The organism is Streptomyces sp. NPDC056222 (assembly GCF_042264065.1).
Taxonomy (GTDB): domain Bacteria; phylum Actinomycetota; class Actinomycetes; order Streptomycetales; family Streptomycetaceae; genus Streptomyces.
Genome location: NZ_JBHJTL010000030.1, coordinates 27,261 through 39,959, shown reverse-complemented (window position 1 = coordinate 39,959; position 12,699 = coordinate 27,261). Strand labels below are relative to the sequence as shown.

The 12,699-nt window shown below is 69.7% G+C and carries 14 protein-coding genes and 1 tRNA gene; 4 read left to right on the top strand and 11 right to left on the bottom strand.

Annotated elements, in window-relative coordinates:
* The 5 genes from ACFC0D_RS16695 to ACFC0D_RS16675 form a co-directional block, all read right to left on the bottom strand.
* A complete protein-coding gene (locus ACFC0D_RS16695; protein ID WP_376435780.1) occupies window positions 1-1,410 on the bottom strand; it encodes a family 2B encapsulin nanocompartment shell protein in 1,410 nt (469 codons plus the stop codon).
* Between the two features lie 256 nt (window positions 1,411-1,666).
* The gene (locus ACFC0D_RS16690; RefSeq protein WP_376435777.1) at window positions 1,667-2,083 is read right to left on the bottom strand and encodes a universal stress protein; all 417 of its coding nucleotides are present in this window, start codon (window positions 2,081-2,083) and stop codon (window positions 1,667-1,669) included.
* Between the two features lies 1 nt (window position 2,084).
* Window positions 2,085-3,593 (bottom strand): APC family permease, encoded by a 1,509-nt coding sequence (locus ACFC0D_RS16685; RefSeq protein ID WP_376435774.1) that lies wholly within the window; start codon window positions 3,591-3,593, stop codon window positions 2,085-2,087.
* A 112-nt stretch (window positions 3,594-3,705) separates the two neighbouring features.
* Complete coding sequence (locus tag ACFC0D_RS16680) at window positions 3,706-4,926, bottom strand: saccharopine dehydrogenase C-terminal domain-containing protein (RefSeq protein WP_376435771.1); 1,221 nt, start codon at window positions 4,924-4,926, stop codon at window positions 3,706-3,708.
* 203 nt (window positions 4,927-5,129) lie between these two features.
* A complete protein-coding gene (locus tag ACFC0D_RS16675; protein ID WP_376435768.1) occupies window positions 5,130-5,876 on the bottom strand; it encodes an SDR family oxidoreductase in 747 nt (248 codons plus the stop codon).
* A 108-nt stretch (window positions 5,877-5,984) separates the two neighbouring features.
* Between ACFC0D_RS16675 and ACFC0D_RS16670 the strand changes: the two genes are divergently transcribed.
* On the top strand, window positions 5,985-6,491 hold the full coding sequence (locus ACFC0D_RS16670) for an RrF2 family transcriptional regulator (RefSeq protein WP_376435765.1): 507 nt from the start codon (window positions 5,985-5,987) through the stop codon (window positions 6,489-6,491).
* Window positions 6,492-6,700: 209 nt separating this feature from the next.
* On the opposite strand, the gene ACFC0D_RS16665 is transcribed toward ACFC0D_RS16670, so the two are convergent.
* A tRNA-Pro gene (locus ACFC0D_RS16665) sits at window positions 6,701-6,774 on the bottom strand.
* Between the two features lie 128 nt (window positions 6,775-6,902).
* Here ACFC0D_RS16665 and ACFC0D_RS16660 point away from each other — a divergent pair.
* Both ACFC0D_RS16660 and ACFC0D_RS16655 read left to right on the top strand, forming a co-directional pair.
* On the top strand, window positions 6,903-7,589 hold the full coding sequence (locus ACFC0D_RS16660) for a transketolase (protein ID WP_376435762.1): 687 nt from the start codon (window positions 6,903-6,905) through the stop codon (window positions 7,587-7,589).
* 21 nt (window positions 7,590-7,610) lie between these two features.
* Window positions 7,611-8,504 carry a transketolase family protein gene (locus tag ACFC0D_RS16655; RefSeq protein ID WP_376435759.1) on the top strand — a complete coding sequence of 298 codons (894 nt, stop codon included), beginning with the start codon at window positions 7,611-7,613 and terminating at the stop codon, window positions 8,502-8,504.
* A 21-nt stretch (window positions 8,505-8,525) separates the two neighbouring features.
* On the opposite strand, the gene ACFC0D_RS16650 is transcribed toward ACFC0D_RS16655, so the two are convergent.
* Window positions 8,526-8,897 carry an MmcQ/YjbR family DNA-binding protein gene (locus tag ACFC0D_RS16650; RefSeq protein ID WP_376435756.1) on the bottom strand — a complete coding sequence of 124 codons (372 nt, stop codon included), beginning with the start codon at window positions 8,895-8,897 and terminating at the stop codon, window positions 8,526-8,528.
* Window positions 8,898-9,434: 537 nt separating this feature from the next.
* On the opposite strand from ACFC0D_RS16650, the gene ACFC0D_RS16645 reads away from it, so the two are divergent.
* On the top strand, window positions 9,435-10,634 hold the full coding sequence (locus tag ACFC0D_RS16645; RefSeq protein WP_376435753.1) for an acyl-CoA dehydrogenase family protein: 1,200 nt from the start codon (window positions 9,435-9,437) through the stop codon (window positions 10,632-10,634).
* 89 nt (window positions 10,635-10,723) lie between these two features.
* Here ACFC0D_RS16645 and ACFC0D_RS16640 read toward each other — a convergent pair whose 3' ends face one another.
* The 4 genes from ACFC0D_RS16640 to ACFC0D_RS16625 are packed head-to-tail and all read right to left on the bottom strand — an operon-like array spanning window position 10,724 to window position 12,699.
* Complete coding sequence (locus ACFC0D_RS16640) at window positions 10,724-11,293, bottom strand: GAF domain-containing protein (RefSeq protein ID WP_376435750.1); 570 nt, start codon at window positions 11,291-11,293, stop codon at window positions 10,724-10,726.
* Entirely contained in the window at window positions 11,290-11,913 is a 624-nt protein-coding gene (locus tag ACFC0D_RS16635; RefSeq protein WP_376435747.1) for an ATP/GTP-binding protein, read from the bottom strand. Before ACFC0D_RS16635 ends, ACFC0D_RS16640 begins: the two co-directional genes overlap by 4 nt.
* The gene (locus ACFC0D_RS16630; RefSeq protein WP_376435744.1) at window positions 11,891-12,268 is read right to left on the bottom strand and encodes a DUF742 domain-containing protein; all 378 of its coding nucleotides are present in this window, start codon (window positions 12,266-12,268) and stop codon (window positions 11,891-11,893) included. Before ACFC0D_RS16630 ends, ACFC0D_RS16635 begins: the two co-directional genes overlap by 23 nt.
* Window positions 12,265-12,699 carry a roadblock/LC7 domain-containing protein gene (locus ACFC0D_RS16625; protein WP_376435741.1) on the bottom strand — a complete coding sequence of 145 codons (435 nt, stop codon included), beginning with the start codon at window positions 12,697-12,699 and terminating at the stop codon, window positions 12,265-12,267. The genes ACFC0D_RS16630 and ACFC0D_RS16625 overlap by 4 nt, the downstream gene beginning before the upstream one ends.

Sequence of the window (12,699 nt, the reverse complement as noted above, 5' to 3'; positions counted from 1 at the left end):
CTAGTCGTGCCTGCGGGCGATCTGCACGTTCTCCAGCACGCCGAGTGCGTTGGGCACGAGGATGGCGGCGGAGTAATAGGTGGTGACCAGGTAGGAGATGATCGACCGCTCGTCGATGCCCATGAAGCGCACCGACAGGCCCGGTTCGTACTCCTCCGGAAGCCCTGTCTGGCGCAGGCCGATCACGCCCTGGTTGTCCTCGCCGGTTCGCATGGCGAGGATCGAGCTGGTGTTCTCCCTGCTGATGGGGATCTTGTTGCAGGGCAGGATCGGGACGCCGCGCCAGGCCAGGACCTGCTGCCCGTCGAGGTCTACGTTGTCCGGGTAGATCCCGCGGGCGTTGAGCTCGCGCCCGATCGCCGCGATGGTCCGGGGGTGGGCGAGGAAGAGCTTGGTGCCGCGCCGGCGGCAGAGCAGCTCGTCGAGGTCGTCCGGGGTGGGCGGGCCGGAGTGGGGCTGGATCCGCTGCTTGAAGTCGGCGTTGTGGAGCAGGCCGAACTCCCGGTTGTTGATGAGCTCGTGCTCCTGGCGCTCGCGCAGCGCCTCGATGGTCAGCCGGAGCTGCTCCTCGGTCTGGTTCATCGGCCCGTTGTAGAGGTCGGCGACCCTCGTGTGGACCTTGAGGACCGTCTGGGCGACGGAGAGTTCGTACTCGCGCGGCTTGAGTTCGTAGTCGACGAAGGCACCGGGCAGCGCGACTTCGCCCACATGGCCGGCCGACATCGCGATCTCGGCCTCGCCGTGACGGTTCTGCCGCTGATGGGGCAGCGAGTTGAACCGCTGGATGTGGGCGTGGAGGCTCGGCGCGGTGGACATCACGGCGTCGAAGTCGGCGCGGGTCAGGGTGAGCAGGGTGCCGGCGGTCTCCGCGGTGGCGGTGAAGTCCCACGTGCCCTGGCCGTCCAGGAGGGCGTGGTCACCGAACCGGTCGCCGTCGGCGAGCACGGCGACGGCGACCTCGTCGCCGTACTTGCCGGCGGAGATCTGGTTGACCCGCCCGTGGGCGATCAGATGGATCTGTTCGGCCGGGGCACCGCGCTCGACCAGTACCTCACCGGCGCGGAAGTCGCGCTGGGCGCACCGGTCGGCGAGCGCGGTGAGCACCTCCAGGTCGTCGAACCCGCGCAGCATGGCCAGTTCGCCGAGTTCCCGGGGGATCACCCGGACGTCGGCGCCGTCCTGGACGAAGTCGATGCGCCCGTCGCCGACGGTGTAGCTCAGCCGCCGGTTCACTCGATAGGCGCCACCCTTGGTCTCCACCCAGGGGAGCATCCGCAGCAGCCAGCGGGAGGTGATCTCCTGCATCTGCGGGGCGGACTTGGTGGTGGTGGCGAGGTTACGGGCAGCCGTGGTGCTGAGGGACTGCCGAGTCGGCTCCGGTTGCGCTTCCGCCCTGGTCTCAACGGTCATCGGGCGAGCTCTCCTTGGCAAGGGTGATGGTCGGCGAACACGCGCCGACCACGAAGAGGAAGAAAGGGGGACGAACCTCTGGGAATCCGTCCAGATCCCGGGGAACAGTAACGCCCGGTACGCCCGGCTCGCCCCATGCGGCCTCGGGTATTACCTCAAAACAGTGATCTTGCTCGGCCGGGTGTTTACGGGGCCGAACGACGACATCCGGACCCCCTGGCCGAGAGCACATCCGCCCCGCGGCGTTCCGAAGCGCTCATTCCTCCGGAGGGACGCAGAGGACGGGGACCGTGGACATGTGGAGGAGCTTGTGGGGGGTCGAGCCCAGGAGGGCGCCTCGCATCGGGCTTTCGCCCCAGCTGCCGACCACGATGACGCGTGCGGAATGGCGGTTCGCCGCGTCGATCAGAGCCTGGGCCGGCTTCTCGTCGATCACTTCGACGATGGTCGGCACGCCCACCCGGTCGGCCTCCGTGACCGCGTGCTCCAGGCCGGTGCGGCCGGCCTGGCGGATGGCCTCGTGGTGCGACGCGTACTCCTCGCCCGTGGGGCCGGGGGCCGCGGCGCCGTAGACCAGGACGAGTCGCTCGCCGAAGGCGGCGGCCACCTCGACCGCGATGCGCAACGCGCGGGCGGCTCCGGGGGATTCGTCGTAGCCCAGTACGACCGACATCTCAGGACTCCTTGCCGTGGCCGTGGCCGTGGACCAGGTCGGGGTCGACCACGCTCGGGCGCTCCTGCCAGTACGCCGGGGCCCGCAGGCGCCATACGAACATGATGACCACACCGGTGACGGCGATACCGATACCGATGACGAGCGGCGGGCCGAGTCCGAACCACGAGGTGCCGCTGTAGGAGTTCTCCGGGTCCGACATGTCGGAGACGGATCGCACGAGCAGCCAGGTCAGCAGCCCGGCGCCGACCAGCGGGCCCACGCCGATCAGCAGGAAGTTGTGGACGCTCTCGAAGAGATGGCGGCGGTAGTAGACCGCGCAGGCCAGGCCCGTGAGCGCGTAGTAGAAGGAGATCAGCAGCGACAGCGCGGTCAGCGAGTCGTAGAGGGCGTTCTCGCTGATCTGGCTCACCACGAGATACCAGGCGATGGCGATACCCGCGACCCACCACGTACTGACGTCGGGGGTGCGGAACCGCGGGCTGATGTGACTGTAGTGCGCGGGCAGCGCCCGGCGACGCGCCATGGACAGGGCGGTGCGCGAGGCCGGGATGATCGTCGTCTGGGTGGAGGCGATGGCGGAGGTGGAGACGGCGAGGAGCAGGACCCAGTCCCAGCCGCCCAGGACGTCCCCGGCGAGCTGGGCGAAGATGAACTCCTCCTCGCCGGCGTTCTCGGCCAGGAACGTCGGACCGGCGTAGGCGACGACCGCGAATCCCACAGACACGTAGGTCACCAGCAGGACGACGGTCGACCAGAGCCCCGCCTTTCCGGGCGCGGTCGCGGAGTCCTCGACCTCTTCGGTGAGATTGACCGCCGATTCCCAGCCCCAGTAGATGAAGACGCCGAGCAACAGCCCGCCGGTGAGCGCCGCGCCGCCGGCGCCGAAGGGGTTCAGCCAGCTGAATTCGGGATCGACCGATGGGTACTTGCTCGTGCCGGCGTAGACGCTGTAGAGCGCGACGACCACGAAGATCAGCAGACAGGCGACCTGGGCCAGGATGAGGACGTTCTGCACCTTGGCCGACAGCTCGGTGCCGATGACGCACACGGCCGTCATCACCAGGATGAGCAGCACGGTGAGCAGTTGGCGTACGAAGGTGTTGTCCACCCAGCTGTCGAGGCCGAAGGCGAGCAGGGCGAAGCTCACGGCCACGTCGGCGAGCGAGCCGACGACGAGGACTCCGGTCATCGCGATGGCCCAGCCGCCGAGCCAGCCGGCCCAGGGGCCCATGGCACGCGTGACCCAGGAGAAGGTCGTACCGCAGTCCTGGTCGACCTTGTTCAGGTAGTAGAACGCCGATGCGATCAGCAGCATCGGCACGAAGGACGCGAACATCACGCCCGGCGCGTAGATACCGACCAGGGCGACGATCGGGCCGATGACGGCTGCGAGCGAGTACGCGGGGGATGTCGAGTTGAGCCCGATGACGAGCGCATCGACGAATCCGATCGCGTTGGGCTTCAGACCCACTTGTCGCCCGGCGGGCGCGGCATCCTCGGCGGTCATGTTCCCTCGCTCCCGACGCGCCAGACAGAACAGCGGGACCTACGCCTTCATCGTAGGGAGGCTCGACCCCTCCTGCATGTGCAGGAAGTGGCGGCCGGTATCGCCGGGCGCCTCACTGCTCGCGCATGCCCCATGGCGCCTGGTACTCCGTGAGCAGGTCGAGGAAGGGTTGTGGCGGCATCGCCTCGGGGCCGAGCACGCCACGGCCCTGCCAGGCCCCGTTCGCGACGAGCTCGAGAGCGATCACGGGGTTGATCGCGGTCTGCCACACGACGGCCTGGGAACCGTACTCGCGCATCGACCACTGGTTGTCGACCACGTGGTACAGGTACACCTCCCGGGGCCGGCCGTCCTTGGTCCCCTTCACCCAGGTGCCCGCGCACGTCTTGCCGTGCATCCGGTCGCCGAGGGTCGCCGGGTCGGGCAGACAGGCGGCGACGACGTTCCGCGGCGAGACCTCGACCCTGCCCGCGGTTCCCTCCACGCTCACCGGATCCGTACGGTCGAGCCCGAGCTTGTGGAGGGTGCGCAGGACGCCGATGAACTCGTCGCCGAGTCCGTACTTGAAGGTGACTCGTCGGGCCTTCAGCCACCGGGGGACCAGGAGCACCTCTTCGTGTTCGACGTTCACGCACTCCACCGGCCCGATGCCCTCGGGGAAGTCGAAGACCTCCGGCTCGCTGAAGGGCGCCGTGGTGAACCAGCCGCGCCCCTCCTCGTAGACGACGGGCGGGTTCAGGCACTCCTCGATCGTCGTCCAGATACTGAAGGACGGGGCGAAGTCGTATCCGTCGACGACCAGATCGGCGCCGTCGCGGATGCCGATCTCCTCGATGTCGTCGAAGAGCGCGTCGGAGGCGTAGCGGGCGAAGACGTCCGCGAGCCCCGGTTCCACGCCCATGCCCACGAGAGCGAGCCGGTCCGCCGCCTCCCACTCGGCCGTCCGGGCGAACTGCTCGTCGCCCAACTTCACGCCGCACTCCTCGTACGGGCGCGACGGGTGCGGCCGGGACAGGGACATGGCCATGTCGAGGTAGTGGGCGCGCTCGGCGAGCGCGGCCTCGAAGAGGGGCATGACGAACCGGGGATCGGTGGCGTTGAGCAGGACGTCGCAACGGTGCTCGACGAGGGCCGCCCGCACCGCGGCCGGGTCCGAGGCATCGAGCCGCGCCGCGGTGAATCTCGACTCGTCCGCCCCGAGGGCGGCGACGGCCGACTCCGCCCGCGCCGGGTCGTAGTCGGCGACGACCATGTGCGCGAAGAAGGAACGGCGGGCCGCGATCCTGGTGATCGCGGTGCCCACGCCTCCGGCCCCCACCATGAGGATGCGCATGGTGCAGCACTCCTTCGTTCCGCCTCCGGGCTCGGCCCGAGCGGCGGGAGGTCGGCATCGACGGACGACGGTCGCGTCCTCCCCGATGATGCCGCCTCGTTCACACCACGGCCACCAGCGGCGGGCCGGGCGGGCGACGCCGGAGAAATGCGGGACGGAGTCGGCCTGCCGACGTTCCGTCCCGCGCCAGGTGCCGACCCCGATCAGCCGGCGAGGGTGCTGCTCAGCCAGTCGCGGTAGTGGGTGGGCGCCCGGCGGGCACCGGGGCCGGCGGTCAGGACATCACCATGGACGGCGGCGAACATGCCCGCCCGGTCGTCGGTGACGACGCGGCGGCCGTCACCACGTGCGGCCAGGGTGATCCGACCGATCTCGTCCAGTGCGAGGACGTCGGGTCCTGCGACGTCGAGCGTCCCGTCGAGCGGCGCCGCGGTGGCGACGTCGGCGAGGGCCGCGGCCACGTCCGCCGACGCGATGGGCTGCAGCGGGGTGGCGGGGAGGCGGACGACGTCGTCGGCGGAGGTCCAGGAGATGACGGCGTCCATGAACTCGAAGAACTGGGTGGCGCGGACGATCGAGTAGGGGGTGGTTCCGTCGCGGAGCAGGTCCTCCTGGAGCACCTTCGCGCGGTAGTAGTCCAGTTCGGGGACCTCGTCCACGCCGACGATCGAGAGGGCGACCTGGTGGCGGACTCCGGCCCGTTCGCCCGCACGGAGCAGGGTGCCGACGGTGGTGCGGAAGAAGTCGGCGGAGCGGTCGTCGAAGGTCGGGGAGTTGGTCACGTTGACGACCGTGTGGGCGCCGGCGAGCGCCTCGTCCAGACCGGCGCCGGTGAGCAGGTCGACCCCCGTGGACGGGGATGCCGGGACCACGTCGTGGCCGGCCTTCTGGAGCATGGCCACGACCTGCGAGCCGATGAGGCCGGTGCCGCCGATGACGGTGATCTTCATGGTGTGCCTTCCTTCGTGGGCCGTCACGGCCCCGGGACGCAAACTCGGATACCCGATGTCCGAGATAATACTCGGATAGCCTGTATCCGAGTCAAACGGGGAGGCGACATGAAACTGTCCGGTGGCGTGGAGTGGGCGCTCCACTGCTGCGTGGTCCTGACGGCAGCGAGCCGGCCGGTCCCGGCGGCCCGGCTGGCGGAGCTGCACGACGTCTCGCCGAGTTACCTCGCCAAGCAGATGCAGGCACTGTCGCGGGCGGGGCTGGTGCGGTCCGTCCAGGGCAAGACCGGCGGATACGTGCTGACCAGGCAGGCCGCCGAGATCACGCTGCTCGATGTCGTGCAGGCCGTCGACGGGCCCGATCCGGCGTTCGTCTGCACCGAGATCCGCCGACGCGGACCGATGGCGACCCCACCGGAGAAGTGCACGAGGCCCTGCGCCATCGCCCGGGCGATGGGAGCCGCGGAAGCCGCGTGGAGGGCTTCGCTCGCGGGGACCACCATCGCCGATCTCGTCGCGTCGGTGGAGGGCGACAGCGGACCGGACGCGCTCCCGGGAATCGGCACCTGGCTGACCGCGGGCGCCGACGCACCAGCGGGCACGGACGCGCCGTAGGCCCGGCACGGAGGTGGCCCGATCGGCGCGGTACACCTCGATCGGCCGCGCCGGCCCGACCAGGCTCCGGGCAGCTGTCCCGCCACCGGCGATCGCGGTCGCCGGCCGAACCGGCCGGACCGAGTTGACCCTCGACCGATCACCGAAAACGATCAAGGGGCCGTTTCAGATTGCTCTGAAACGGCCCCTTGATCTGCGACTTCGAAAAGTCGGGACGACAGGATTTGAACCTGCGACCCCTTGACCCCCAGTCAAGTGCGCTACCAAGCTGCGCCACGTCCCGATGCCCGTCTGACCTGGGATTTCCCCCCGGCCGAACGCGCATGAGAACAATACCGCACTTCCCCGCGTGGTCACGAACCCCTTTGCGCGCTTGACCTCGACCTCGCTTGAGGTTGCACGGTGAGTGGCATGACGATCACCGACATCGACCGGCTGCACGCCCTCATGGCGCTGATGACCGGCGACGAGAAGCACTCCCCCGCCGCCACGTCCACCCTCGACGCCCTCTGGGTCCTGTACGACCGGGTGCTCCGCGTGTCGCCCGAGACCGTCGCGGATCCGGGGCGCGACCGCTTCCTGCTGTCGAAGGGGCACGGGCCCATGGCGTACTACGCCGTCCTCGCCGCCAAGGGCTTCTTCCCCGAGGAGCTGCTCACCGGCTTCGGCTCGTACGACTCGCCGCTCGGGCACCACCCCGACCGGACGCTCGTGCCCGGCGCCGAGATCGGCAGCGGGTCCCTGGGGCACGGGCTGCCGATCGCCGTCGGGAGCGCGCTCGGGCTGCGCGCACAGGGGCTCGCCGAGCCTCGGGTGTGGGTGCTCATCGGGGACGCCGAGCTCGACGAGGGCAGCAACCACGAGGCCATCGCCTACGCGGGGCCCGCCGGCCTCGAGCAGCTGCACACGCTCGTCATCGACAACAGCTCCGCGACCTACGGCTGGCCCGGTGGGATCGCCTCGCGCTTCGCGGCCGCCGGATGGTCCGCCGAGACCGTCGACGGACGCGATCACGAGGCGCTGTACGCCGCCTTCACCGCCCCGCACCCGGGCCGCCCGCGCGCGGTCGTCGCCCGCGTCGAGCCCAAGAACGCCTGATCCCCTTCAAGGAGACCCCCCATGGACACCATGCGAGACCGCTTCATCGCGACCACCGGGCGCCTGCTCGACGACGACCCTCGCCTCGCGCTCGTCCTCGCCGAGATCAGCCGGGACGGATTCCAGCAGGCCGAGCGACGCCACCCGGACCGGGTGATCAACGTCGGCATCCGGGAGCAGCTGCTGATCGGCGCGGGCGGTGGGCTCGCGCTCACGGGGATGCGCCCGATCATGCACACCTTCGCGAGCTTCCTGGTCGAGCGCCCCTTCGAGCAGCTGAAGCTGGACTTCGGGCATCAGGGAGTGAGCGGGGTCCTGGTCAGCGCCGGGGCGTCGTACGACTGGCCCGCGGGCGGCTTCACGCACATGTCGCCAGGCGACGTGGCGCTGCTCGACACCCTCGACGGCTGGACGGTCCACGTCCCCGGCCACCCCGACGAGGCGGAGACGCTGCTGCGACGGGCCGTCGCGGGCGACGAGCTCGTCTACGTCCGGCTCTCGCTCCAGTCCAACGCCTCCCCGCACCCCGTCTCCCCCGGCTTCGCCACCGTCCGCGAAGGGCGGGACGGGGTGGTCGTCGCGGTCGGGCCCATGCTGGACAACGTCCTCGCCGCCACCGAGGGCATCGACGTGACCGTTCTATACGCCACCACGATCCGCCCCTTCGACGGCCCGGCCCTGCACCGGGCTGTCGACGGCGCCCGCCCGGACGTCGTCCTGGTCGAGCCCTACCTCGCCGGTACGTCGACGGCGGCGGCCAACGACGCCCTCGCCGCGCTCCCCCACCGCGTCCTCGGCCTCGGAGTCTCCCGGAGGGAGCTGCGCACGTACGGCAGCATCGACGAGCACCTGGTCGGCCAGGGCCTCGACCCGACCGGTCTGCGCGGCCGCATCACGTCCTTCCTGGGCGGGTGACCCCTGGAGCCCGCGCGCCGCTCAGCTCTCCTCCGACTCCACCCCCACCTCCGGGTGCTGCTCCAGGAGTCTGCGCGGCGCCGCCTGACGCCAGGAGTCGGCGAGGATCGCGTGCAGCTCCTGCTCGTCGTCAAGGGCGCCGATCCGGACACGTACCCAGGCGTAGCCGTCGTCGTGACCCTCGCGGATGAAGAACTTGGCGGGCTCGGACGCGATGAGCTCCTCGCGCTCCTCCTGGGGGCATTTCACGCCGATCACCTGATCGTCGTCGTCCAGCGAGGCGAAGATCTTTCCACCCGGTCCTGCGCGGAAGGTGGGCATGCCCCAGGCGAGCTTCTCGACCGCCCCGGGCAGCGAGAGCGCGATTCTGCGTACATCGTCGGCAGTGGCCATACGTCGACGGTACGACCCACCACTGACACCGACCCCCTCTCGACGACCCCCTGGGCGCACGCGCCGGAGCGCGCGCCGGTCACTCCTCGTAACGCGCTCCCATGCCTCCGCGCGCACCTGCACGACCGGATACCGTGCCCCGGCCCACGGGCTCGATCACACCCGCCCCGAGGTTCCGCTTCCTGCTGGGATCGACGATTCTTCCGGCATTCCGCCACTGTGGTGAAGAGGTGGCGTATGGGGCGACCAAGTACCCCTCGCTGCCATATGCCCACTGATTTCTTGCCTTTGGCATGTGGCAGAAAGGCGCCCACAGGGAATGCCCCGGAGACCTGCCCGAACAGGCCAAGTCCGCACGAAACACAGACAGGTTCAACCGTCAACCACTCGGGTTTCAGACAAATTCCGTGGCGATATTGATCCGCCCAAGAAAGATCAACACCATGGAGTGTCGGCCTGTTCGGGACGGGGCCACTGCCGATGCACCACCTGCTCGAACAACCGAGCGAGCAGGCGTTTCGCAGGGGAGGGACTCGTATGGACAGCTACTTCAGCAGTCGACTTCATCATCAGCTCAGGGAAACGGTCCGGAACTTCGCGGAGAGTGAGGTCCGGCCTCGAATAGCCGAGATGGAAGCCTCCCGGACCGTGCACCACGAATTGTCCCGGCTGATCTGCGAGCAGGGCTGGCTGGGCGCCACAATCGGCCAGGAGTACGGCGGAATGGGCGCCGGTCACCTGGCCAAGACCATCATCATCGAAGAACTCTCCCGGGTCAGCGGCGCGATGGGCGCCATGGTTCAGGCCTCCCAGCTCGGCACCGCGAAGATCCTCCACTTCGGCAGTGACGACCAGCGCAAGACCTGGCTCCCGGCCATCGCCGCGGGTGAGTGCCTGCCGACCATCGCGGTCACCGAGCCCGACTCGGGCGGGCATGTCCTCGGTATGACGGCGAGCGCGGTCCGCGACGGCGACGACTACGTCCTCAACGGCAGCAAGGTCTTCGTCGGGAACAGCCACGTCGGAGATCTGCACGGGGTGGTCGTCAGGACCGGCCCCGGATCGAGGGGGCTCACGGCCTTCCTCGTCGAATCCGACCGCCCGGGTTTCCGGCTCGGCCCCCAGCAACCGGCCATGGGGCTGCACGGTTTCAGCTTCGGTGAGCTCGTCTTCGAGAACTGCCGGGTCCCGGCGTCCAGCAGGCTCGGCGACGAGGGCGACGGCCTCTCCGTCGCGTACTCGTCGAGCGTGCTGTACGGCCGGGCCAACCTCACGGCTGTCTCCCTCGGCATCCACCAGGCGATCCTCGAGGAGACCACCCGGTTCTGCGCGGAGCGCATCCGCTACGGCAAGCCGCTGCACCATCTGCCCACGGTCAAGCTGAAGCTGGGTCAGATGCAGTCCCGGCTGATGACGGCCCGGCTCGCCGCGTACCACGCGGTGCATCTGCTCGATCAGGGGCTGTCCTGCGACGCCGAGTTGATGAACGCGAAGCTGGTCAACGTCGAGTCGGCGATCGACTCCGGCCGCGACGCGATGGAGATCCACGCGGCCGCCGGTCTCTTCACGGACCGTCCGATCGAGCGCTACCTCCGCGACGCGCACCACATCTTCGCGCCGGCGGGCACCTCCGACATCCAGCTCCTGCGGCTGGCCGAGGTCGCCCTCGGCCAGGACAAGGGCAGTTGGTCCGAGCGGCTCTCGGACCTGCTCAAGCTGGAACCCGTACACGCCTGACCGCGTGAGCGCAGAAGTGCGCCCCGGCACGGCGGCGAAGCCGTCCCGGGGCGCACCCGTGCGTCCTGCACGGACGGGTCACGGAGGGGTCAGATCAGCCCGTCCTCGCGGCGGTGGATCTGCTCCACCAGCTCCGCGGCCAGCGTCTTGATCGTCTCCAGACCGGCCCGGCCCCACCGCCGTACGTCGGTGTCGACGACACAGATCGTGCCCAGCGCTGTGCCCGTACGGTCGATCAGCGGCGCGCCCATGTAGGAACGGATGCCGATCTCGTCCACCACCGGGTTCCCCGCGAACCGCGGGTAGTCGCAGACGTCCTCCAGGACGAGCGCCTTGCGGCGCACCACGACGTGCGGGCAGTAGCCGTGGTCACGGGCCATGTACCGGCCGACGTCACCGCCGGCCGCCGCCGCGCCCAGGTCGCTGCCGGAGTGGGTGCCGGCGGGCGTGTGCAGCCCGGCGAAGAACTGCCGGTTCTCGTCGATGAAGTTGACCATCGAGTACGGGGCACCGGTCACGTCCGCGAGCCGGTGGGCGAACTCGTCGAACGCGGGCTCCGGCCGCTCCCCCAGGCCCAGTTCGCGCAGGCGCCGCACACGGGCGGGCGCCTCCCGGTCGACGGGGGTCAGCAGCAGATGACCGGTCGGATCGTAGGTCATGACGGTGCTCCGTAGCTCGGCACGGGGGCCGGGATGGTGGTGAGCAGATGCTGGACGAGGGTGAGGAGGGTGCGGATGCCGGCGCTGGAGATCCGGGCGTCGCACAGCACGACCGGCACCTCGGGCTTGAGGTCGAGCGCCGCCCGTACCTCGTCCGGCTCGTAGCGATACGCGCCGTCGAACTCGTTGACCGCCACGACGAACCCGATGCCGCGCCGTTCGAAGAAGTCGACGGCGGAGAAGCAGTCCTGCAGGCGTCGGGTGTCGGCGAGGACGACCGCCCCGAGCGCACCCTCGGAGAGCTCGTCCCACATGAACCAGAAGCGTTCCTGGCCCGGAGTGCCGAACAGGTAGAGCACGTTCCGCTTGTCGAGCGTGATGCGCCCGAAGTCCATCGCGACCGTGGTCGTGGTCTTGGACTCCACGCCCTCCAGGCTGTCGGTCGCCGCGCTGACCTGGGTCAGCAGCTCTTCGGTGCTCAGCGGTTCGATCTCGCTGACCGCGCCCACGAAGGTGGTCTTGCCCACGCCGAAGCCACCCGCCACCAGGATCTTGAGCGCGGTGGGGAACGGGTCGGTCGCAGAACTCTCGTGGCGCTCAGAGCCGTTGTCGTAGGCCATCGAGCACTGCCTCCAGCAAGGAACGGTCGGTTGGGTTGGCGTGGAAGCGGGGCGCCCGGGCGGTCAGCGCCCCGCAGTCCACGAGATCGGAGAGCAGAACCTTGGTGACGACCGCGGGGAGCCGTAAGTGCGCCGCGATCTCGGCCACCGAGGTGGGTCCGTCGCAGAGCCCGAGTGCCAGGCTGTGCTCGGGACCCATGTGGGCCTGCGGTGTGGTGCCCGTCGCCATCACCATGGAGAGGAGGTCGAGCGCGGTGGTGGGCTGGGTCCTGCCGCCGATCACGGTGTACGGGCGGATCAGCCTGCCTGCCGCGTCGTCGAGCCAGGGCCCCTCCTGGGAGGACGTCACGCTCACTGCCCTGCGCTGTGCGCCGCGCCCGCCGCCTGTCTGGCGGGGGTGACCAGATACGGCCGTACGCTCTTGACCAGCATCGCCATCTCGTAGCCCAGTACGGCGGCGTCCGCCTCGCGGCCGGCGAGCACCGCCAGGCACGTGCCGGAGCCCGCGGTGGTGACGAACAGCAGGGTGGAGTCGAGTTCGACGACCACCTGCCGGACTTCGCCGCCGTCGCCGAACCGGGCGCCGGCGCTGCGGCCGAGCGAGTACAGCCCGGAGGCCAGCGCGGCCATGTGGTCGGCGGCGTCGGTGTCGAGGCCGTGGACCGACTTGACCAGGCCGTCGGAGGAGAGCAGTACCGCGTTGCGGGTGTACGGGACCCGCTGGACCAGACCGCTCAGCAGCCAGTCGAGATCCGAGGAATGGCCGTTCGGCACATTGCTCGCCAT

Bases quoted from the DNA above. Each gene is read 5' to 3' on its own strand.
- ACFC0D_RS16655 (WP_376435759.1), top strand. From the start codon at position 7,611: ATGGACACCATGCGAGACCGCTTCATCGCGACCACCGGGCGCCTGCTC.
- ACFC0D_RS16675 (WP_376435768.1), bottom strand. From the start codon at position 5,876: ATGAAGATCACCGTCATCGGCGGCACCGGCCTCATCGGCTCGCAGGTC.
- ACFC0D_RS16625 (WP_376435741.1), bottom strand. From the start codon at position 12,699: ATGGCGAGCAATGTGCCGAACGGCCATTCCTCGGATCTCGACTGGCTG.
- ACFC0D_RS16685 (WP_376435774.1), bottom strand. From the start codon at position 3,593: ATGACCGCCGAGGATGCCGCGCCCGCCGGGCGACAAGTGGGTCTGAAG.
- ACFC0D_RS16640 (WP_376435750.1), bottom strand. From the start codon at position 11,293: ATGACCTACGATCCGACCGGTCATCTGCTGCTGACCCCCGTCGACCGG.
- ACFC0D_RS16660 (WP_376435762.1), top strand. From the start codon at position 6,903: ATGACGATCACCGACATCGACCGGCTGCACGCCCTCATGGCGCTGATG.
- ACFC0D_RS16695 (WP_376435780.1), bottom strand. From the start codon at position 1,410: ATGACCGTTGAGACCAGGGCGGAAGCGCAACCGGAGCCGACTCGGCAG.
- ACFC0D_RS16680 (WP_376435771.1), bottom strand. From the start codon at position 4,926: ATGCGCATCCTCATGGTGGGGGCCGGAGGCGTGGGCACCGCGATCACC.
- ACFC0D_RS16670 (WP_376435765.1), top strand. From the start codon at position 5,985: ATGAAACTGTCCGGTGGCGTGGAGTGGGCGCTCCACTGCTGCGTGGTC.
- ACFC0D_RS16645 (WP_376435753.1), top strand. From the start codon at position 9,435: ATGGACAGCTACTTCAGCAGTCGACTTCATCATCAGCTCAGGGAAACG.
- ACFC0D_RS16690 (WP_376435777.1), bottom strand. From the start codon at position 2,083: ATGTCGGTCGTACTGGGCTACGACGAATCCCCCGGAGCCGCCCGCGCG.
- ACFC0D_RS16635 (WP_376435747.1), bottom strand. From the start codon at position 11,913: ATGGCCTACGACAACGGCTCTGAGCGCCACGAGAGTTCTGCGACCGAC.
- ACFC0D_RS16650 (WP_376435756.1), bottom strand. From the start codon at position 8,897: ATGGCCACTGCCGACGATGTACGCAGAATCGCGCTCTCGCTGCCCGGG.